Genomic DNA, 20,971 nt, shown 5'->3' with positions numbered 1-20,971 from the left:
CTCTTCCTTCCCAAGTTCAGCGTGCGCGTGCCAGCAGCGTGATGCCGGCCAGCACCAGCGCGGTGCCGGCGACGATCCAGCCGTTGAACGGCTCGTCGAGCAGCACCACGCCCATCAGGATCGTCGACAGCGGCCCGATCATCCCGGTCTGCGCCGTCAGCGTCGGGCCGATGCGTTCGATCGCCATCATCACCATCAGCACCGGCGCCACCGTGCAGGCGGTGGCGTTGAGCACCGACAGCCACAGCACCGCCGGCGCCACCTCGGCCGCCGACAGCGGCCGCAGCACCAGGAACTGGGCGATGCACAGCACGCAGGCGACGCAGCTCGCCAGCCCGGTGAGCCGCATCGCGCCCAGCCGGCGCACCTCGGCGCCGCTGGCCACGAGGTAGATCGCGTAGCTCACCGCGCTGCCGAAGACCAGCGCCGCGCCCAGGGCCGTCTGCGGCCCCGACAGCGTCACCTCGTGGCCGAAGACCAGCAGCACGCCGGCGTAGCTGACCGCCAGCGCCGCGAGCTGGCGCCAGGTCACGCGCTGGCGGAAGAACACGACGCCCAGGAACAGCACGATCGTCGGGTTGAGGTAGAGGATCAGCCGCTCCAGGCTGGCGCTGATGTACTGCAGCCCGGCGAAGTCCAGCGTGCTGGCGAGGTAGTAGCCGCTGAAGCCCAGGCCCAGCACCACGCCCCAGTCGCGCCGCGCCAGCGCCGGCTTGCCGCGCCCGGCCCACCAGGCGATGGCCATGAACAGCGGCAGCGCGAACAGCATGCGGTACATCACCAGCGTGATCGCGTCGACGCCGTGGCGGTAGGCCAGCTTGGCGATGATCGCCTTGCCCGAGAAGGCCACCGAACCGGCGGCGGCCAGTGCCAGGCCGCTGCCGACGGCATGCGGCGCGGCAGCGCGCGGCAGGACACTCATCAGAAGCCGGCGACGAGGCCGTCGCGGCGCGGGTCGCTGGCGGCGACGTAGCCCTCGACCGCCGGGTCGCCCAGGCGCCAGATGAACTGGCCGGCGCCGAAGTCCTGGTAGCTGTCGTCGATGACGTCCAGGCGGTGGCCCAGCGCCGCCAGGCCCTGCACGACGGCCGGGTCCATCGCCGCCTCGACGTTGAGTTCCAGCCCGGCGTTGAAGCGCCAGCGCGGCGCGTCGCAGGCGGCCTGCGGGTTCTGGAACCAGTCGACCATGCGCAGCAGGGTCTGCAGATGGCCTTGCGGCTGCATGTTGGCGCCCATCACGCCGAAGCTCATCAGCGGCCGGCCGCCGGCGGTGACGAAACCCGGGATGATGGTGTGGAACGGGCGCTTGCCCGGCGCGACGACGTTGGCGCTGGCCGCGTCCAGGCTGAAGGCGTGGCCGCGGTTCTGCAGCGACAGCCCCCACTCGGGCACGACGACGCCCGAGCCGAAGCCCATGTAGTTGCTCTGGATGAAGCTGACCATCATGCCGCTCTCGTCGGCGGCGGTGAGGTAGATCGTGCCGCCCTTGGCCGGGTTGCCGGCGCGGAAGTCCTGGGCGCGTTTCGGGTCGATCAGCTTCGCGCGTTCGGCCAGGTAGCCGGGCGACAGCAGGTCGGCGGCCGACAGCGCCATCGCCGAGGGTTCGGCGACGTGGTGGTAGACGTCGGCGAAGGCGAGCTTCATCGCCTCGATCTGCAGGTGGCGGGCCATGACGCTGTCGGCGTCGTGCTCGGTCAGGTCGACGTGGCGCAGGATGCCCAGCGCGATCAGCGCCGCGATGCCCTGGCCGTTGGGCGGGATCTCGTGCAGCGTGACGCCGTGATAGTCCATCGCGATCGGCTCGACCCATTCGGGCCGGTAGCCGGCGAAGTCGGCCAGCGTGTGCGCCCCGCCCTGGGCCTGCGACTGGCGCACCAGGGCCGCGGCGATCTCGCCGCCGTAGAAGGCCTGGCCACGCGTCGCGCCGATCGTGCGCAGCGCACGCGCCGCGCCCGGCAGCGTGAAACGTTCGCCGATGCGTGGCGCGCGGCCGCGCGGCAGGAAGGTCTCGGCAAAACCGGGCTGCGAGACCAGCGAGCCGACCTGCGCCGCCGCGGCCCACTTCTCGCCGACGACCACCGGCACCGCGTAGCCGCGTTCGGCGATCTCGGCCGCGGGCTCGAGCAGCTGGGCCAGCGGCAGGCGGCCGAAACGTTCGGCCAGCGCGACCCAGGCCGACACCGCGCCGGGCACCGTCACCGCGTCCCAGCCGCGCACCGGCGGCGTCGCCGCGCCGTCGCCGTGGCGGCGGCGGAAGTACTCCGGCGTCCAGGCCGCAGGCGCGCGGCCCGAGGCGTTCAGCCCGTGCAGGCGCTCGCCGTCCCAGAGGATGCAGAAGGCGTCGGAGCCCAGGCCGTTGCTGCAGGGCTCGACGACGGTCATCACCGCCGCCGTCGCGACCGCCGCGTCGACGGCGTTGCCGCCGGCGGCCATGATGCGCAGCCCGGCTTGCGCGGCCAGCGGATGCGAGGTGGCGACGAGGTTGCGCGCGAACACCGGCAGCCGCCGGCTGGCGTAGCCGGCGTTCCAGTCGAAGAAGTCGGGCGAGGCGAAGTCCATCGGGTGATTGTCTCCAGCAGCGGCGGCGTGGCGCGAGCCGGGGGCTTCGCCAGTCGTCAAGTCAGGCGCGGTGCGGCGGCGCCTCGCGGTCGGCGACGAAACGCCGCAGCAGCGGCGGCTCGCCGCCGCGGTGCAGCGCCGTGCGGCGCGCACGCAGCCCGGCGTCCTCGGCGGTGAAACGTTCCAGCCGGCGCTGGTGCTCGATCCAGTTCTCGTCGACGAAGTGCTCGACCCAGCGGCCCGGTTGCGCGGTGTCGCGGAACAGCGCCCACGACAGCGCGCCCTGGCGCAGCCGCGCCGCGCGCGTGAGCTGCATCAGCGCGGTGAACTCGGGCACGTCGGCGTCGTCGACCTGGTACTCGACGGTGACCATCACCGGGCCGTCGCCGGGCTCGATGGCGATCGCCGGCTCGGCCGCGGCACGCGGCACGGCCGGCGAGAAGTCGACGTCGGGCCCCTCGACCGACCAGCGCCGCGACCAGGCCAGCACGAGCACGCCGAAGACCGAGGCCGCGGCGATCGACTCGGCCACGCCGACGAGGCCGGCCAGCTTGCCGAAGGCCATCGCACCGAAGGCCGTGCCGGCCATCAGCGCCATCTGGTAGACCGCCATGCCGCGCGCGCGCACCCAGTTCGGCAGCGCCAGCTGCGCCGAGACCGACAGCGTGTTGGCCGTCGAGATCCAGGCCATGCCGGCGACGAACACCGCGGGCACCGCGAGCCAGACCTCGGACACCCAGACCGCCAGCGCCGCGGCCAGCGCCTGGATCAGCGAGCCGGTGGTGACGAACTGGTCGCGGTTGAAGCGCCGGCGCCAGCGCGGGAACATCAGCGCGGCGAAGATCGCCCCGGCGCCCAGGCTGGCCATCAGCAGCGTGAAGGTGCCGGCGCCGCCGCCGTGCAGGCCCTTGGCCACCAGCGGCAGCAGCGCCAGCAGCGCGCTGGACTGCAGGAAGAACAGGAACACGCGAACGATGACCGCGCGCATGCGCGGCGACTGGCGCACGTGCTGCAGGCCCACGCGCATCGCGCCGACGAAACGTTCACCCGGCAGCGCGCTGATGCGCGGCACCGAGCGCCAGCGCAGGATCAGCACGAAGGCCACGCCGGCCAGGACCGCGTTGAGCACGAAGACCGAGGCCGTGCCGGTGCTGGCCAGCAGCGCGCCGGCGACCACCGGGCCGATGACACGCGACATGTTCATCGAGATGCCGTTGAGCGCCATCGCCGCCGGCAGGCGGTCGCGGTCGACGACCTCGGGCACGATGGCCGAGAACACCGGCCAGCGCATCGCCAGGCCGACGCCGTTGAGGAAGGTGAGCAGCAGCAGCATGGACGGCGTCAGCAGGCCGGCGACGGCCAGCGCGGCGATCAGCAGCGCCACCAGCGAGACCCACAGCTGCGTGGCGGCGAAGTACAGCCGGCGGTCGACGATGTCGGCCATCGCGCCGCTGGGCAGGCCGAGCAGGAAGACCGGCAGTGTCGAGGCGGTCTGCACCAGCGCCACCATCACCGGGCTGGCGGTGAGCGTCGTCATCAGCCAGGCGGCCGCGACGTCGTTCATCCACATCGTCATGTTGGCCGCCAGCCAGGCGAACCACAGCCCGCGGAAGACCGGGCCTTCCAGCGGGGCGAGTGCGGCGGGGAGTTTCAAGAGTCGGGAGACGGCAGCGAGGCGCCGAGGTTAACGGCCCTCGCCTTTCCGAGGCGCGTGCAGGGACGCGCGCCGAACGAAAACGAGGCCCCGCGGGGCCTCGTTGCTAGATCGGGTGAGCGCCCGAACTAATCGCCTTGCAGGCCGCGGGCTCGCGGAGCTCGCCCTCGGATTGAGGCGAGAAAGGGTCCGCAGGGACCCTTTCACGTCCTCAATCGCCTTGCAGGCCGCGGGCTCGCGGAGCTCGCCCTCGGATTGAGGCGAGAAAGGGTCCGCAGGGACCCTTTCACGTCCTCAATCCGCGTCCTGAAACGCCTCTTCGCGCTTGGACTTGATCGACGGCAGCATGACGACGATGACCATCAGCACCGCCGCGACCAGCAGGCCGGCCGACAGCGGGCGCGTGAAGAAGGTGCCCCAGTCGCCGCGCGACAGCAGCAGCGCGCGGCGCAGGTTCTCCTCCATCATCGGCCCGAGGATGAAGCCCAGCAGCAGCGGCGCCGGCTCGCAGCCCAGCTTGTAGAACGCGTAGCCGGCGACGGCGAAACCCGCCCCCATGAAGACGTCGAAGTTGTTGTTGTTCAGCGTGTACAGGCCGATGCAGCAGAAGGCCATGATCGCCGGGAACAGGAAGCGGTAGGGCACCGTCAGCAGCTTGATCCAGATGCCGATCAGCGGCAGGTTCAGGATCACCAGCATCAGGTTGCCGACCCACATCGACGCGATCAGGCCCCAGAAGAGCTGCGGGTCGCTGGCCATCACCTGCGGGCCGGGCTGGATGCCCTTGATCGTCATCGCGCCGACCATCAGCGCCATCACCGCGTTCGGCGGGATGCCCAGCGTCAGCATCGGGATGAACGAGGTCTGGGCGCCGGCGTTGTTGGCGCTCTCGGGGCCGGCGATGCCGCGGATGTTGCCGCGTCCGAACGGCACTTCGCCCGGCTTGACGCCCATCTTCTTCTCGACCGTGTAGGCCGCGAACGAGGCCAGCAGCGCGCCGCCGCCGGGCAGCACGCCGAGGATCGAACCCAGCGAGGTGCCGCGCAGCACCGCCGGCCAGGCGTCCTTGAAGTCCTGCTTCGTCGGCCACAGGCCCTTCACGTCCTTGGTGAAGACCTCGCGCTTCTCGGCCGGCTGGCCGAGGTTGGCGATGATCTCGCCGAAGCCGAACACGCCCATCGCGATGGCGACGAAGCCGATGCCGTCGGTCAGCTCGGGAATGTCGAAGCTGTAGCGCGGCACGCCCGAGATGACGTCGGTGTTGATCTGGCCGATCAGCAGGCCCAGCACGATCATCGCGATCGCCTTGACCAGCGAACCCGAGGCCAGCACGACGGCGCCGATCAGGCCCAGCACCATCAGGCTGAAGTACTCGGCCGGGCCGAACTTGAAGGCCAGCTCGGTCAGCGGCGGCGCGAAGGCGGCGATGATGATCGTGCCCACGCAGCCGGCGAAGAACGAGCCCAGGCCGGCGGCGGCCAGCGCCGCGCCCGCGCGGCCGCGGCGTGCCATCTGGTAGCCGTCGATCGCCGTGACCACCGAGCTGGACTCGCCGGGCACGTTGATCAGGATCGCGGTCGTCGAGCCGCCGTACTGGGCGCCGTAGTAGATGCCGGCCAGCATGATCAGCGCCGGCGTCGCGTCCAGCGAGTAGATGCTGGGCAGCAGCATCGCGATCGTCGCCACCGGGCCCAGGCCCGGCAGCACGCCGATCAGCGTGCCCAGCAGCGCCCCGCCGAAGGCGTAGGCCAGGTTCTGGAAGGTGAAGGCGACGCCGAAGCCGAGCGCCAGGTTGTTCAACAGGTCCATCTTGTCGCCTTCCTCAGCCCATGAACGCCGGCCACAGCGGGATCGTCAGGCTCAGGCCCTTGATGAAGATCGCCCAGCAGCCCACCGTCAGCACGACGGCGTTGATCAGCGCGTCGCGCCAGTGGAACTCGTCGCCCGCGGTGGAGGACATCAGCACCAGCAGCGGCAGCGCGATGAACATGCCCAGGTTCGGCAGCGTCCAGCCGAACACCGCCACCGAGCCGACGACGATGGACAGCGGCTTGAACGCCCAGCGCCCGATCGGGTCGCCGTCCTCGGTGGCGATGGTGAGCGCCTTGAACAGCACCATCGCACCCAGGATCGCGAGCAGGATGCCCAGCCCGAACGGGAAATACGCCGGCCCCGGGCGCGCGGCGCTGCCGAAGCTGTACTCCTGGGCACCCCAGGCGAAACCGACCCCGACGACGACGAACATCAGGCCCGACCAGAAATCTTTCTGGCTCTTGATCTTCAAGGCTTGTCTCCTCCAGCCAAAGCGTGGCGGATTCTGGCAGCCGGCCCTCGGTGCGCGGATGTGGATATCACGTAAGCTGGCGCGGCGGCGGCCCGCACGCGACTTGCTACCAGCGTGCGGGGCCCGGCCCTCTTCCCGGCCCTCTTCCCGGCCCTCTTCCCGGTCCTCTTCCCGGCCCTGACCGGCATCGCCGCGGCCGCACCGACGCCCATGAACACCCGCTTCCTCGAAACCCTGGTCGTGCTGTCGCGTGTCGGCAGCTTCCGCGAGACCGCTCAGGTCCTCAACGCCACGCAGGCGGCGATCTCGCAGCGCATCGCCAGCCTCGAGGACGAACTCGGCGTCGACCTGGTCGAACGCAGCTCGCGCCGGCTCGAGCTCACCGCCGCCGGCGAGCAGGTGGTGCGCCAGGCGCAACGCATCCTCGAACTCGAGCGCGCGCTGCTGGCCTCGACCCGGCCCGAGGCGCCGCCGGCCGGCCGCGTGCGCATCGGCGTCATCGAGTCGGTGGTGCGCACCTGGCTGTCGCCGCTGGTGCAGCAGCTGGCGCGCCAGCATCCGCAGATCGACCTGGACATCACCGTCGACACCGCGCGCAACCTGCAGGAGCAGCTGCGCCAGCACAAGCTCGACGTGATGGTGCAGAACGACCCGTACGCACCGGCGGTGGGCACGCTGGACCACCGCGTGACGCCGCTGTGCGAGTTCCCGCTGCACTGGATCGCACGGCCCGAGCTGCTGCGCCGCCACGGCCGGCTCACGCTCGACGACCTGGAAAGCGTGCCGCTGCTGACCTTCTCGCGCACGTCCAGCCCGCAGGCGCATGTGCGCGCGCTGTTCGCCGACCGCCGGGTCGAACCGCGGGTCTGCAACTTCCCGTCGGTCGAGTCGATCATCCAGCTGGTGCGCGACGGCTACGGCATCGCCGCGATCCCGCCGGTGTTCGTGCGCGAATGGCTGCACAGCGGCGAGCTCGAACAGCGCGCCGGGCCGGCGCTGCCGGCGATGACGGTGACCGCGATCAGCGCCGCCGACGCCTCGCCGGCAGTGCGCGCGGCGCAGCAGCTCACCGCCGAGGTCGTGCGCGCCTACTGCGCGCAGCAGGGTGCGCCGTGGGTGCGCTCGCTGGCCGAGCCTTTCGACGATCAGCAAATGTTGTCGCCGGGCTAAAGGATTTCTCGTTGGACAGCGGGCCGGGCTTGCCCGAGAGTCCGCGACAGCGCCGACGGCGCGTGCCGCAGGCCGGCCGCGAACGCCGGGTTCCACCCACCGACGAGGTTCTCTCCGATGATCCGACGCCAATTCGCCGTCGCGGCCGCCGCCGCTGCCGCCCTGCTGGGCCTGAACGCCCAGGCCGCCACGACCTGGAACGTGTCGGCCGAGCAGCCCGACGCCAACTACCTGACGCAGAACCTGCGCCAGTTCGCCGACGACGTGAAGACGGCCACCGGCGGCCGGCTCGAGTTCAAGGTGCAGTCGAACTCGGTGCTGCTCAAGCGCCCCGAGGTCAAGCGCGGCGTGCAGCAGGGCATCGTGCCGGTCGGCGAGGTGCTGATGTCGGCGCTGGGCAACGAGGACCCGATGTTCGAGGTCGACAGCATCCCCTTCGTCGCGACCTCGTTCGACGCCTCGGAGAAGCTGTGGAAGGCGGCGCGCACGCAGATCGCGCAGCGCCTGGACAAGCAGGGCGTGGTGCTGCTGTACGGCGCGCCGTGGCCGCCCCAGGGCATCTACACCAAGGTGCCGGTGGCGTCGATGGCCGACTTCAAGGGCGTGCGTTTCCGCGCCTATAGCGCCTCGACGACGCGCATGGTCACGCTGATGGGCGCGGTGCCGACGACGATCCAGGCCGCCGAGGTGCCGCAGGCCTTCTCCACCGGCGTCGTCGACATGATGATCACCTCGCCGGCCACCGGCGTGGACACCCAGGCCTGGGACTACGTCAAGCACTACTACGACGCCCAGGCCTTCATCCCGCAGAGCATCGTCATCGCCAACAAGCGTGCGCTGCAGTCGCTGCCGGCGGCCGAGCGCGAGGCGGTGCTCGCCGCCGCCCAGCGCGCCGAGGCACGCGGCTGGCAGGCCGCACGCGAGCGCACCGCGGGCCTGACCCAGACGCTGGCGAGCAAGGGCGTCAAGGTGCAGCCGGTGCCGCCGGCGATCGCCGCCGAGCTCGCCAAGATCGGCCGCACGATGGGCGAGGAATGGCTCAAGCGCGCCGGCGCCGACGGCGCCAAGGTGCTCGAGTCGGTGCAGCGCTGAGCCCGGCCGCGACCGAGCCGGCGATGAAGCTCCTGGACCGACTGTGCGCCGTCGCCGGCGCCGCGGCCGCCGTCGCGCTGGCGATGATCGGCGTCGTCATCACGGCGCAGATCGTCGCCCGGCTGCTCGGGCGCCAGATCCCGGCGGCCGACGACTTCGCCGCCTGGTCGATGGCGGCCTCGGCCTTTCTCGCCCTGCCCTACGCGATGCGCCACGGCGAGCACATCCGCGTGACGCTGGTGCTGCAGCGGCTGCCGCTGCGCGCCGCGCGTGTCCTGGACACCGTCTCCAGCGCCATCGGCTTCGGCCTGGCGGCCTGGGCGGCCTGGAACGCCGCGGTCTTCGTCTACGACTCCTGGCAGTACGACGAGGTCGCGCAGGGCATGCTGGCACTGCCGATGTGGATCCCGCAGCTGTGCATGCCGATCGGGCTGACGCTGCTGGCGGCGCTGCTGGCCGAGCGCCTGGTGCGACTGCTGCGCGGGCTGGACCCGACACCGGGCGGCGGCCCGGTTGCCGCCACCGAATGAAGCACGGGCCGCGCCCGCAACCGTCATGAACGAACTCTCCCAGGCAGCACTGCTGATGGTGCTGCTGCTGATCGCGCTCGGCCTGGGCGTCTGGGTGGCGCTGGCGCTGCTCGGCTGCGGCCTGGCCGGGCTGCTGCTGTTCACCTCGACGCCGCCGGGCCTGCTGTTCTCCACCACGGTCTGGAACTCGACCGCGAGCTGGGCGCTGACGGCGCTGCCGCTGTTCGTCTGGATGGGCGAGATCCTCTACCGCACGCGGCTGGCGGAAGACATGTTCGCCGGCCTGGGCCCATGGGTGCGCGGCCTGCCGGGGCGGCTGCTGCACGTCAACGTCATCGGCTGCGGCATCTTCGCCGCGGTCAGCGGCTCGTCGGCGGCGACGGCGGCGACGATCGGCCGCATCACGCTGCCCGAGCTGGCGCGCCGCGGCTATCCGCAGGCGATCGCCGTCGGCTCGCTGGCCGGTGCCGGCACGCTGGGGCTGCTGATCCCGCCGTCGATCGTGATGATCGTCTACGGTGTCGCTGCGCAGGTGTCGATCGTGCGCCTGTTCACCGCCGGCGTGCTGCCCGGGCTGTTGCTGATGGCGCTGTTCTCGGGCTGGATTGCGCTGTGGTCGCTGCGCCACCGCGACCAGATCCCCGACGAAGGCGAACGTGTGCCGCTGGCCGAGCGAATGAAGCGGCTGCGCCTGCTGCTGCCGGTGACGGTGCTGATCGTCGCCGTCATCGGCTCGATCTACGCCGGCCTGGCGACCGCGACCGAAGCCGCCGCGGTCGGCGTCATCGGCTCGCTGGCGATCGCCGCGTTCGGCGGCTCGCTGAACCGGCAGAGCTTCGTCGCCAGCCTGCTGGGCGCGACCCGCACCTCCTGCATGATCACCTTCATCCTGATGGGCGCGGCCTACCTGACCGCGGCGATGAGCTTCACCGGGCTGCCCTCGACGGTGGCAGCCTGGATCGGCTCGATGGGGCTGGCGCCCTGGCAGCTGCTGGTGGTGCTGACGCTGTTCTTCATGCTGCTCGGCTGCTTTCTCGACGGCATCTCGATCGTCGTGCTGACCGCGGCGGTGCTGATGCCGGCGGTGCAGGCCGCGGGCATCGACCCGCTGTGGTTCGGCATCTACCTGGTGCTGGTCGTCGAGATGGCGCAGATCACGCCGCCGGTGGGCTTCAACCTGTTCGTGATCCAGGGCATCACCGGGCTGCAGCTGCTGCAGCTGGCGCGCATGGCCCTGCCCTTCTTCCTGCTGCTGGTGCTGGCCACGGTGCTGATCACGGTGTTCCCGCAGATCGTGCTGGCGCTGCCGGGCGCGATGGGCTGAGCCGGCGTGACGAACCTGCGGATCGAACCCCTGGGCGACAGCGCGCTGATCCTGCGCCTGGGCGACGAGGTCGGCGCCGAGACGACGCGGCGCGTGCGCGCCGCCGCGCGCCAGATCGAACGCGACGCGCCCGCCGGCGTGCGCGAACTGGTGCCGGCCTACACCAGCGTCACCGTGCACTACCGTCCCGAGCACGTGCCGGGCGAAGCGGGCGACCTGCGGCCGCCGTACGAACGCCTGCGCGAGCGGCTGCAGCAGAGCCTGGCGCGGCTGCGCCTGCCACGCGCCGGCGCTGGGCGCGAGGTCGTGGTGCCGGTCTGGTACGGCGGCGAAGCCGGCCCCGACCTGGACGCGGTCGCGGCGGCCTGCGGCCTGGACGCCGACGAGGTCGTGCGCCGCCACCTGGCGTCGGCGCACGAGGTCTGCATGCTCGGCTTCGCGCCCGGCTTCCCGTTCATCACCGGGCTGGACCCGGCGCTGCGCATGCCGCGGCGCGCGACACCGCGCACGCGCATCGCGCCGGGCTCGGTGGCGATCGCCCGCGAGCAGACCTGCATCTACCCGCTCGAGACCCCCGGCGGCTGGCAGCTGCTGGGGCGCACGCCGCTGCGCCTGTTCGACCCACAGGCGGCCGCGCCCAGCCTGCTGCGCGCGGGCGACCGGATCCGCTTCGAGGCCATAGACGAGGCGCGCTTTCACGAATTGCAGGCGGCGCAGCGGAGATGAACATCGAAGTCGTGGAACCCGGGCTGCAGACCCTGCTGCAGGACGAAGGCCGCTGGGGCTGGCAGCACGAAGGCGTGCCGGTGGGCGGCGCGATGGACGGCTGGTCGCACCGGCTGGCCAACCTGCTCGTCGGCAACGCCGCGGACGAAGCGACGCTGGAGATCCTGCTCAAGGGGCCGACGCTGCGCTTCGAGTGCGCGGCGCGCATCGCCGTCACCGGCGCCGAACTCGGCCCCGTCGTCGACGGCCGGCCGGTGCCCTCGATGCAGGCGCTGGACCTGCCGGCCGGCGCCGTGCTCGGCTTCGGCGCGCGCGAAGCCGGGCTGCGTGCCTATCTGGCGGTGGCCGGCGGTTTCGACCTGGCGCCGGTGCTGGGCAGCCGCAGCACCTATGCACGCGGCGGTTTCGGCGGCCTGGACGGGCGCGCGCTGCGCGCTGGCGACCGGCTGCCGCTGCGCCGTGCGGCCCCGCCGCACGCCGGCAGCCGCCCGCTGGCAGCGGACCTGCTGGCGATGCTGCCCGACCCGGCCCCGGACGCCTGCGCCACGCTGGCGGTGCTGGCCGGCGAACACTGGGGCGCTTTCAGCCCCGAGGCGCAGCAGTCCTTCCTGTCGCAGGACTGGCGCATCGGCGCGCAGTCCGACCGCATGGGCTACCGGCTTCAGGGCCGGGCGCTGGCGCCGGCGCGCATGGACGAGATGCTGTCCGAAGGCGTCGCCTTCGGCACCGTGCAGCTGCCGCCCGACGGCCAGCCCATCGTGCTGATGGCCGACCGCCACGGCACCGGCGGCTACCCGAAGATCGCGCACGTCGCCGCCGTCGACCTGCCGATGCTGGCGCAGCTGGCACCGGGCCAGCGCGTGCGCTTCGAGCTGGTCACGCTGGACCTGGCGCAGGCGCTGATCGAAGACCGCGAGCGCCGGCTGCAGCGGCTGCGGCTGGCGCTGCTGGGCGCGAACGACGGCGGCGAGCCCGCCGCCACCGAGGAGACGAGACGATGAAGACCCTGGACCTGAACTGCGACATGGGCGAAGGTTTCGGCGCCTGGACCCTGGGCGACGACCTCGCGCTGCTGGAGCACGTGACCTCGGCCAACATCGCCTGCGGCTTCCATGCCGGCGACCCGCAGACGATGCGCCGCGTCGCCGGCGCGGCGGTGGCGCGCGGCGTGCGGGTCGGCGCCCACCCCGGGCTGCCCGACCTGCAGGGTTTCGGCCGCCGCACGATGCAGGTCTCGCCCGCCGACGCCTACGCGATGACGGTCTACCAGGTCGGCGCGCTGGCGGCTTTCGTGCACGCCGCCGGCGGCCGGCTGAACCACGTCAAGCCGCACGGCGCGCTCTACAACATGGCGGCACGAGACCGCGCGCTGGCCGACGCGCTGGCGCAGGCGGTGCACGACGTCGACCCGGGGCTCGTGTTCTACGGCCTGGCCGGCAGCGAGATGGTGGCCGCCGCCGCGGCCCGCGGGCTCCAGGTCGCCGAGGAGGTGTTCGCCGACCGCGCCTACGACGACGACGGTTCGCTCGCGCCGCGCGGCACGCCGGGCGCGATGATCGAGGACGAGCAGGCCGCGCTGGCCCAGGTGCGGCGGATGCTGGACGGGCACGTGCAGGCGCGCAGCGGCCGCCTCGTCGCGCTGCGCGCCGACACCTTGTGCCTGCACGGCGACCAGCCCGGTGCGCTCGCCTTCGCGCGCAGCCTGCGCCAGGCGCTGGCGGCCGACGGCGTGCGGTTCGAGGCGCCGGCGCGGCGCTGAAGCCGGCCTACTGCAGCGAGGGCGTGCTGCGCAGCACTTCCTCGATCGTCGTCACGCCCTCGGCGACCTTCATCGCGCCGGCCAGGCGCAGCGGGCGCATGCCGCCCTTGATGCCCTGGCGGCGCAGCGCGTCGGCGTCCAGTGTCGGATGCACGTGCGAGCGCGCGGCCTCGTCCATCACCAGCAGCTCGTAGAGCCCGGCGCGGCCGCGGTAGCCGGTGTGGCGGCACTCCAGGCAGCCCACCGGCTTGTAGGCGCGGATGCCGCCCGACAGCCGCCAGGGCTTGACCACGGCCTCCAGCGTCTCGCGCGTGCTGGCGTCGTCGGGCTGCCTGCAGGCCGGGCACAGCGTGCGCGTCAGGCGCTGCGCGAGCACGCCGATCACGGTGGCCGAGATCAGGTAGGGCGGCACGCCCAGGTCGGCCAGGCGCGTGATGGCGCTCGCGGCGTCGTTGGTGTGCAGCGTGCTGAAGACCAGGTGGCCGGTGAGCGCGGCCTGGATCGCCATCTCGGCGGTGGCCAGGTCGCGGATCTCGCCGACCATGATGATGTCCGGGTCCTGGCGCATCAGCGCGCGCAGGCCTTCGGCGAAACCCATGTCGATGGACTGCTGCACCTGGGTCTGGTTGAACGCCGGCTCGATCATCTCGATCGGGTCCTCGATCGTGCAGACGTTGACCGTCTCGTTGGCCAGCGCCTTCAGCGTCGCGTAGAGCGTCGTCGTCTTGCCGCTGCCGGTCGGGCCGGTGACGAGGATGATGCCGTGCGCACGGCCGGTCAGCTCCTGCCAGGCCCGGGCCTCGGCGGCGCCGAAGCCCAGCGCCTCGACGCCCTTGACCACGGTCTCGGGGTCGAAGATGCGCATCACCAGCTTCTCGCCGAAGGCCGTGGGCATGGTCGACAGCCGCATCTCGACCTCGCCGCCGCGGCTGCCGCCGGCATCGGGGCGCACGGTCTTGATGCGCCCGTCCAGCGGCCGGCGGCGCTCGACGACGTCCATGCGGCCGAGCAGCTTGATGCGCGCGACCATCGCGCTCATCACCGTCAGCGGCACCTGGTAGACGGTGTGCAGCACGCCGTCGATGCGAAAGCGGATCGCGCCCATGTCGCGCCGCGGCTCGAGGTGGATGTCGCTGGCGCGCTGGTCGAAGGCGTACTGCCAGAGCCAGTCGACGACCTGCACCACGCCCTGGTCGTTGGCGTCCAGCGTGCCCTTGGCGCGGCCGAGCTCGACCAGCTGCTCGAAGCTCGCCACCGCCGAGACCTCGCCGCTCTTCTGCGCCGCGCGCACCGACTTGGCCAGGGCGTAGAACTCGGTCGTGTAGCGGCGCACGTCCTCGGGGTTGGCGACCACCAGGCGCAGCGTGCGCCGGGTGTGGGCCTCGATCTCGCTCACCCAGTCGACGTCGAAGGGCTCGGCGGTGGCCACCGTGACCTCGGTCGGCGACACCGCCACCGGCAGCGCCCGGCGGCTCTCGGCGTAGTGCACGCTCATCACCTCGGCGACACGGCCGACGTCCACGCGCAGCGGGTCGATGCGCAGATAGGGCATGCCGGCGCGGCCGGCCAGCCAGGCGGTCAGCGCCTCGGTGTCCAGCGCCTCGCCGCTGCCGGCGCGCACCAGCCCCGCGCCGCCCAGACGCACCAGCGCATGCAGGCTGGAGGCGCCGGCGCCGAAACGCCGCACCACGCGCTCGGCATCGGCCGGCGTGATCCAGCCGTCCTCGCGCAGCCAGTCGAGCAGCTGGCGCCAGTCGAGCCTTCCACGCGGGGTCTTGCGGTTCATCGTGCCTCTCGTGCGGGTTGCGGCCCGGCGTAGGGCCTGAGCATGCGCAGCCACTTGCGCGCCGGCAGGCCGTAGGCGCCGAAACGCGCCTCGATTGTCGCGGCGCGTTCGGTCAGCACGTTGCGCGCCGGCATCTCGACATGACGGCCGGCGACGACGACGGTGTTGCCCTCCTTCGTCGGCCGCAGGCTCCAGACCTGGTCGGCGCCGAAGACCGCGGCGATGCGCGCGATGCTGCGCTCGAAGCTGGCGTCGCGGCCGAAGAGGTTCACGCTCATCAGGCCGCCGTCTTCCAGCACCGCGCGGCAGCCGGCGTAGAAGCCTTCGTCGTCGAGGACCGGCGCGGCGGCCTCGTGGTCGTAGAGGTCGACATGCAGCAGCTGCACGCTCTGCGGCTCGGCCTGCTCGTGCAGCCAGCGCCCGGCGTCGGCCACCACGACGTCGGCCTCGGCCGGCAGGTGGAACCAGTTGCGGCACACGGCGACGACCTGCGGGTTGAGCTCGACCACCGTCGTCGGCATGCGCAGCGCCTTGTGCGTGAAGCGCGTGATCGCCGCCGCGCCCAGCCCGAGCTGCAGCGCGCGCCCCTGGCCGATGGCCTCGGTGGGCAGCCACAGCAGGCTGGCGAGCATGCGCTGCACGTATTCCAGCTCGACGACCTGGGGCTTGCGGATGCGCATCGCGCCCTGCACCCAGATCGAGCCCAGGTGCAGGTAACGCACGCCGTCGGATTCGCTGAGCGTCGCTTCGGGCAGGGAGGAAAGGTCTTGATCGGCCATCGGAAACATCAGCGGGCGCCGTCCAGGCGCTGGAGCTCGAGCCGGGACAGGCCGTACTCGACGTATTCGGTGACGCCGGTGTCGACGGCGCGGCGGAAATGGCGCCGTGCCGCGGCACGGTCGCCGTCGAGCAGGGCCTTCTGTCCGGCGAAGAACTGCAGCTCGCACTCGCGCCCCGGGTCGCCACGGCCGCCCTCGCGCGTGGCGGCCAGCGCGTCGTCGAAGCTGGCCTCGCCGGCCAGCCAGCGCGCCACCGGATGCGGCCAGGCGCGCTGGCCGGCCGGCGCCACCTGGCGCAGCGCCGCGGCGCCGTCGGCGCCGGCGCGGCGCACCGCCAGGTACAGCCAGATCGGCGCGTAGCCGGCCTCGCGCACCGTGCGGTCCTTCAGCGCGGTCTCGAAGCCGGCACGCGCCGCGGCGCCGTCGCCGCGCAGGTAGGCGGCGCGGGCGCGGGTCTGCAGCGACTCGATGTCCGAAGGTGCACGGCGCAGCGCCTCGTCGGCGGCGTGTTCGGCCTCGCCGTAGGCGCCGCGGATCAGCGCGTTGACCGCCGCGGCGGCGTGCGTGGCCGCGGCCTCGCCGTCCAGCGCCAGCGCGGCCTGCAGATCGGCGCGTGCGGCGTCGGTCTCGCCCAGGTGGTCCAGCAGCATCGCGCGTTCGGTCAGCGTCTGGGCGCGCAGGCCCGGCGACAGGCGGTCGCCGGCGAGCACGGCGTCGAGCAGCACGCGGCGGCCGAGCGACTCGCGCTGCATCTCGGTGACGATGCGCAGCCGGCCCGAACGCAGCTGGGTGTCCAGCGCGGCGTAGCGCTGGCGCATCAGCTCGGCCTGCGCCGGGCTCACCGCCGGCACCTGCACCGTGCCGGCCAGGCGGCCGAAGGCGCGCACCAGGCGTTCGCGATAGGCCGGGAAGTCGGCCGCGGCGACGCGGTCCTGCAGCATCTCCAGCTCGGCGTCCAGGCGCTGCGACTGCGGCGCCATCTCGGCGCGCAGCTGCAGACGGAAGGCCGGCGCCGACTCCTCGGCGCGCGAGCTGCTGCTGCGCCCGAAGGTGGGCTCGGCGAACCGGAACTCCACGCTCTGGCGATAACGCCCGGGCAGCGCCAGGCGCAGGCCGCGCGGCCGATCCGAGCTGTCGGGCAGGCGCAGCACCGACATCGGCAGCGGCAGGCCGTAGTCGGCGGCGAAGACCCGCTGCTCGGGGAAACGCCAGGGCGGCGCCAGCGTGTAGCGCTGCACCAGCCGCAGCGCGTTGCGGCCCGGCACGTCGGCGACCTCCAGCGCGCCGTCGGCCACCAGTCCGGGGTACAGGCGCAGGTGGTCGGCGCGCGCGCTGCGCTCGAACTCCTCGGCCCCGCGCGCCGCGCGCTCGGAGCGCAGCGATTCGGCGATGTCGCCGTAATAGGTCTGCACCGATTCGAAGACCGCCGGCTGCGACAACGAGGCGAAACGCAGGGTGTCCTCGCCCTCGCCCTGCAGCTGGCCCTGATGCGAGGGAAGCTCGACCAGCGCCGCGGCGTCGGCGCGTGCCGGCAGGCCCCAGCCCAGGCCACGCGCGATGCGTTCGTCCAGGGGCCCGGTCTGCATCGAACGCGTGGGGTCGACGAGCAGGCTGCGCCCTTCGGGCTGCAGCTCGGCGACGACGTGGTCGAAGGCCAGCGGGCTGGGCAGCATCGCCGCGACGTCGCGGCGCATCGTGCTGGACACCAGCACCGGCGTGGCGCGCACGCCGGCCGCGCTGGCCAGCGCGCCGAGCAGCACGACCTTGTCCTTGCAGTCGCCGTAGCGCTGGGCCAGCGTCTGCGCGGCCGGCGCCGGGCGGTGCGAGCTGGCGCCGATCTCGGTGCCGAAGTAGCGCACCTGGGTCTGCACGAAGTCCAGCAGCGCCAGCAGCCGGGTTCCAGGGTCGGTGCCGCGCAGTGCCTCGGCCTGCGCCGAGACTTCGGCCGAGGGCCGCAGCGCGGGCGCGAACAGCGCCTCGGCCCAGCGCGCGACCTCGCCCCAGTCGGCGAACTCGCTGAGCTGCAGCATGTCGTCGAGCCAGCTGTCGGCCGGGGCGTACGAATCCTCGACGAAACGCGGCACCCCGCGGCGGCGGAACTCGGTGACGCGCAGGCCGTCGGCAGTGCGGCCGCCGTCGGCCACCTCGGCGGCGCCGGCGCGGTGGTGGATCGTGCGCTGCGCCGGCGCCAGCAGGCGGTAGCGGTACAGGCCGGTCGGCCCCAGGCCGTGGCGTGTCCAGTCGACCTGGACGAAACGGCCGTCGAACACCGGGTTGTCGCCGACGAGCGTGTAGGCGAACTCGATGCGGTCACCGACCCGCACGTCGTCCAGCACGATGGAGGCCGTGCGCCGGCCGTCCAGGCGCTGCTGTTCCAGCCCGGTCTCGCGGTCGAGCAGGCGCACGCGGCGCGCGGCGAGCTTGTCGATGCGCGCACCGCCGCGGCGCAGTTCCAGCCGGTGCAGCGTCAGGCGCTCGTAGCTCGGGTCGAACTCGATGCTGATCTGCGCCGCGTTCTCCAGGCCGCTGCCGTCGCGCACCTGGCGCACGATGTGGCGGTAGCGCTCGCTGGGCCCGCGCCCGGCCGGCAGGCGGGTCTGCTGGTCGACCAGCAGCACCTGCAGCGGCGCCGCCGGCAGGCCGGCGTCCAGACCGCTGGCCGACATCGGCTGCACCCAGGCCGGCTCGCGGCCGATCTCGAAACCGGCCGTCTTCGGCGCCGCCGCCGCCGTCCCGGCGGCCAGCAGTCCCGTCGCCAGCGCCGCCCACCAGCGCCTCCACCCTCGTGACATTTTCGGGATCTCCCTGCACTTGCTCTTGGCGCCGCATTGTGACCGGGCCCCGGCACGGGGCCGCAGGGCGCAGCTCAGGCCAGGCCGTGCGCGGCGAAGACCTCGCGCCAGGCGGCGAGCTTGCGCTCGAAGCTCCAGCTGGCGTTGGCCGGGCTGGTGGACGGCAGGCGCAGCGTCGTCAGCCCCAGCGCCTGCAGCCGCCGCATCGTGCGCGCCGACTCGCCGCCGTTGTGCGCCACCGCCTGCAGCGCCGGCGCCAGGCGGCGCAGCGCGGCGAAGTCGTTGAGCTCGGCGGCCTCGATCGCGGTGTCCAGGCTGCCTTCACGGCGGCAGGCGGCGTAGACGTCCCAGAGGCCCAGGCCGCGGCTCAGCATCTGCTGAAGCCGCTCGGGATAAGGCAGCGCGCGCAGGTCCAGCCCCCACAGCGCCGACAGGATGGGCCAGAAATGATTGCGCGGATGGGCGTAGTACTGCCCCGCGCCGAGCGAGGCGACGCTCGGAAAGCTGCCGAGCACGACCAGGCGGGTGCGTGCATCGGCCACCGGCGCCAGGCCGACGAGGCGCCCGGTCATGGCGACGGCTCGGTGCCCAGCGCCGCCAGGCGCGGCAGCGCCGCCAGGCGCGGCAGCGCCGCCAGGCGCGGCAGCGCCGCCAGGCGCGGCAGCGCCGCCAGGCGCGGCAGCGCCGCGAACGCGTTGGCCGTCGTGACCGCGGCGGTGTGCTCCGGCGTCCAGCCGCGCAGCGCGCCCAGCGTGCCGGCGATGCGGGGCAGCTCGCACGGCTCGTTGCGCCCCGGCGCGGCGCCGGCGGCACGCTCGGCGGCGCTGCGGTACAGCCACTGCGGCGGGATGTCGGGCGCGTCGGTCTCCAGCACCGGCACGGTGTCGGGCAGCGTCGCGGCCAGGCGGCGGATCTGCAGCGCACGCTCGAAGCTCATCGCGCCGCCGAAACCCAGCCGCAGGCCGAGCGCGGCGAACTGCGCCGCCTGGGCCTCGCTGCCATTGAAGGCGTGGGCGATGCCGCCGGCCACCTCGACGCGGCGCAGCCCGTGCAGCAGCAGGTCAGCCGAACGGCGCACGTGCAGGATCACCGGCAGGCCGGCGTCGCGCGCCAGCGCCAGCTGCGCGAGGTAGAAGCGGCGCTGGCGCTCGAGGTCCAGGCCAGGCACGAACAGGTCCAGCCCGATCTCGCCGACGGCCACCAGGCGCGGGTCGTCGCGGCGGCGGCGCAGTTCGTCGGCCAGGCGCTCCAGGTCCTCGTCGGCGGCGTGGCCGACATACAGCGGATGGATGCCCAGCGCGTAGGCCAGGCCGTGGCGCTGCGCGAGTTCACGCACGGCGTCGAAGTGGGCCGCCTGGACCGCCGGGATCACCTGCATCGCGACGCCCGCGGCGCGTGCACGTTCGACGACGGCGTCGCGGTCGGCGTCGAATTCCGCGGCGTCGAGATGGCAATGCGTGTCGATCCACATGGCGCGATGATGCCGCCGAAGCCGGGTTCGGGAGGTCGGCCGAACGTGTTACCGTCTCCGGCGGTTCCCGGTGCAGGAGCCCACGACGATGAAGAAGGCACCGCTCTACAGCCGTTCGCGCCGGCCCGCCGAGGCCGCCCCGCCTGCCGCCGCCCCGCCAGATGCCGAGACATCCCCGGCCGGCGCGCCCGTGGCTGGCGTGCCCGCACGTCGGCGCCGCGTGCCGGCCGAGGCGCTGTGGGCCGCTGCCGGCGCCGCCGTCGCGGTGGTCGCGCTGCTGGCCACCGGGCCGCTGCGCCCCGGCGCTCGCGTGCTGACCCAGGACGACATCGACGCCGCGGTGCGCGCCTCGCTCGAGAAGGAGCCGCTGCCTTCGGCGGCGGCCAAGGCCTACGAGGCCGTCGCGCCGTCGGTGGTGCGGGTCGTCGGCCTGATGGACGAGAACGACGACGGCCGCCGGCTCGACGACTCCGAACGCGCGATGCGGCGCAGCCTGGGCACCGGCGTGGTCGTCATCGACAACGGCACCATCCTCACCAACCTGCACGTCGTCTGGGGCGCGCACCGGGTGCGCGTGAGCTTCGCCGACGGCACCGAGTCGCGTGCCCGTCTGGTGGGGGTGCAGGCCGAGAACGACCTGGCGGTGCTGCGCGCCGACCACATCCCCGACGACCTCGCCGCGGCCACGATGCGCAGCACCGCCGACCTGCGCCCGGGCGAGCACGTGATCGCCGTCGGCCACCCCTTCGGCATCGGGCCGTCGACGAGCTACGGCGTCGTCTCGGGGCTCAACCGCGAGTTCCGTTCCGAGACGGGCAAACGCACGCTGACCAACCTGATCCAGTTCGACGCCGCCGCCAACCCCGGCAACTCGGGCGGCCCGCTGGTGACGATGGACGGCCAGGTCGTCGGCATCGTGACCGCCATCCTGAACCCGTCGGAGGAACGCACCTTCGTCGGCATCGGCTTTGCCGTGCCGATCGAAAATGCCGCGGCCGCCGCCGGCATGCCGCCGTTCTGAGCGGCGCCCTACGGAGAGTTTCGT

The 20,971-nt window shown here is 72.9% G+C and carries 18 protein-coding genes; 8 read left to right on the top strand and 10 right to left on the bottom strand.

Annotated features, from left to right (window positions below):
• Nucleotides 1–16: 16 nt before the first annotated feature.
• From EV684_RS20255 to EV684_RS20235, 5 genes are all read right to left on the bottom strand, one after another.
• Nucleotides 17–922 carry a DMT family transporter gene (locus EV684_RS20255; RefSeq protein ID WP_132649159.1) on the bottom strand — a complete coding sequence of 302 codons (906 nt, stop codon included), beginning with the start codon at nucleotides 920–922 and terminating at the stop codon, nucleotides 17–19.
• Nucleotides 922–2,559, bottom strand: coding sequence for a gamma-glutamyltransferase family protein (locus EV684_RS20250; RefSeq protein ID WP_132649158.1), 1,638 nt, complete (start codon nucleotides 2,557–2,559; stop codon nucleotides 922–924). The genes EV684_RS20255 and EV684_RS20250 overlap by 1 nt, the downstream gene beginning before the upstream one ends.
• A 61-nt stretch (nucleotides 2,560–2,620) precedes the next feature.
• The gene (locus EV684_RS20245) at nucleotides 2,621–4,213 is read right to left on the bottom strand and encodes an MFS transporter (protein WP_132649157.1); all 1,593 of its coding nucleotides are present in this window, start codon (nucleotides 4,211–4,213) and stop codon (nucleotides 2,621–2,623) included.
• 294 nt (nucleotides 4,214–4,507) lie between these two features.
• Entirely contained in the window at nucleotides 4,508–6,022 is a 1,515-nt protein-coding gene (locus tag EV684_RS20240; RefSeq protein WP_132649156.1) for a tripartite tricarboxylate transporter permease, read from the bottom strand.
• 13 nt (nucleotides 6,023–6,035) lie between these two features.
• Nucleotides 6,036–6,497, bottom strand: a complete 462-nt coding sequence (locus EV684_RS20235; RefSeq protein WP_132649155.1) for a tripartite tricarboxylate transporter TctB family protein — start codon at nucleotides 6,495–6,497, stop codon at nucleotides 6,036–6,038.
• A 210-nt stretch (nucleotides 6,498–6,707) separates the two neighbouring features.
• Here EV684_RS20235 and EV684_RS20230 point away from each other — a divergent pair, with 210 nt between their 5' ends.
• From EV684_RS20230 to EV684_RS20200, 7 genes are all read left to right on the top strand, one after another.
• Nucleotides 6,708–7,667: a LysR family transcriptional regulator gene (locus EV684_RS20230; RefSeq protein ID WP_132649154.1), complete on the top strand. Its 960-nt coding sequence runs from the start codon at nucleotides 6,708–6,710 to the stop codon at nucleotides 7,665–7,667.
• 117 nt (nucleotides 7,668–7,784) lie between these two features.
• The gene (locus EV684_RS20225) at nucleotides 7,785–8,759 is read left to right on the top strand and encodes a TRAP transporter substrate-binding protein (RefSeq protein ID WP_165908550.1); all 975 of its coding nucleotides are present in this window, start codon (nucleotides 7,785–7,787) and stop codon (nucleotides 8,757–8,759) included.
• Between the two features lie 23 nt (nucleotides 8,760–8,782).
• Entirely contained in the window at nucleotides 8,783–9,289 is a 507-nt protein-coding gene (locus EV684_RS20220) for a TRAP transporter small permease (RefSeq protein ID WP_132649153.1), read from the top strand.
• Nucleotides 9,290–9,314: 25 nt separating this feature from the next.
• Nucleotides 9,315–10,613: a TRAP transporter large permease gene (locus tag EV684_RS20215; protein WP_132649152.1), complete on the top strand. Its 1,299-nt coding sequence runs from the start codon at nucleotides 9,315–9,317 to the stop codon at nucleotides 10,611–10,613.
• 6 nt (nucleotides 10,614–10,619) lie between these two features.
• On the top strand, nucleotides 10,620–11,339 hold the full coding sequence (pxpB, locus tag EV684_RS20210) for a 5-oxoprolinase subunit PxpB (RefSeq protein WP_132649151.1): 720 nt from the start codon (nucleotides 10,620–10,622) through the stop codon (nucleotides 11,337–11,339).
• Nucleotides 11,336–12,340: a 5-oxoprolinase subunit C family protein gene (locus tag EV684_RS20205; RefSeq protein ID WP_132649150.1), complete on the top strand. Its 1,005-nt coding sequence runs from the start codon at nucleotides 11,336–11,338 to the stop codon at nucleotides 12,338–12,340. The genes pxpB and EV684_RS20205 overlap by 4 nt, the downstream gene beginning before the upstream one ends.
• Nucleotides 12,337–13,098, top strand: coding sequence for a LamB/YcsF family protein (locus tag EV684_RS20200; protein ID WP_132649149.1), 762 nt, complete (start codon nucleotides 12,337–12,339; stop codon nucleotides 13,096–13,098). Before EV684_RS20205 ends, EV684_RS20200 begins: the two co-directional genes overlap by 4 nt.
• 7 nt (nucleotides 13,099–13,105) lie before the next feature.
• Here the strand turns inward: EV684_RS20200 and EV684_RS20195 are convergent, their stop codons facing one another.
• The 5 genes from EV684_RS20195 to EV684_RS20170 all read right to left on the bottom strand — a co-directional run bounded on the left by EV684_RS20195 (nucleotide 13,106) and on the right by EV684_RS20170 (nucleotide 19,926).
• On the bottom strand, nucleotides 13,106–14,884 hold the full coding sequence (locus EV684_RS20195; protein ID WP_132649148.1) for a GspE/PulE family protein: 1,779 nt from the start codon (nucleotides 14,882–14,884) through the stop codon (nucleotides 13,106–13,108).
• On the bottom strand, nucleotides 14,881–15,663 hold the full coding sequence (locus EV684_RS20190; RefSeq protein ID WP_132649147.1) for a class I SAM-dependent methyltransferase: 783 nt from the start codon (nucleotides 15,661–15,663) through the stop codon (nucleotides 14,881–14,883). Before EV684_RS20190 ends, EV684_RS20195 begins: the two co-directional genes overlap by 4 nt.
• Before the next feature lie 8 nt (nucleotides 15,664–15,671).
• Nucleotides 15,672–18,455, bottom strand: a complete 2,784-nt coding sequence (locus EV684_RS20185) for a DUF3857 domain-containing protein (RefSeq protein WP_132649146.1) — start codon at nucleotides 18,453–18,455, stop codon at nucleotides 15,672–15,674.
• A gap of 74 nt (nucleotides 18,456–18,529) precedes the next feature.
• Complete coding sequence (locus EV684_RS20180) at nucleotides 18,530–19,027, bottom strand: DNA-deoxyinosine glycosylase (protein WP_132649145.1); 498 nt, start codon at nucleotides 19,025–19,027, stop codon at nucleotides 18,530–18,532.
• Entirely contained in the window at nucleotides 19,024–19,926 is a 903-nt protein-coding gene (locus tag EV684_RS20170) for a TatD family hydrolase (RefSeq protein WP_165908549.1), read from the bottom strand. The genes EV684_RS20180 and EV684_RS20170 overlap by 4 nt, the downstream gene beginning before the upstream one ends.
• An 88-nt stretch (nucleotides 19,927–20,014) precedes the next feature.
• Here EV684_RS20170 and EV684_RS20165 point away from each other — a divergent pair, with 88 nt between their 5' ends.
• Nucleotides 20,015–20,947 carry a S1C family serine protease gene (locus EV684_RS20165; RefSeq protein WP_132649143.1) on the top strand — a complete coding sequence of 311 codons (933 nt, stop codon included), beginning with the start codon at nucleotides 20,015–20,017 and terminating at the stop codon, nucleotides 20,945–20,947.
• Nucleotides 20,948–20,971: the final 24 nt, after the last annotated feature.

The sequence above is a fragment of the Rubrivivax gelatinosus genome (genome assembly GCF_004340905.1).
Lineage (GTDB): Bacteria > Pseudomonadota > Gammaproteobacteria > Burkholderiales > Burkholderiaceae_C > Rubrivivax > Rubrivivax gelatinosus.
The sequence above is the reverse complement of the archived record's forward strand: the minus strand, read 5'-3'. Positions and strand labels throughout refer to the sequence as shown.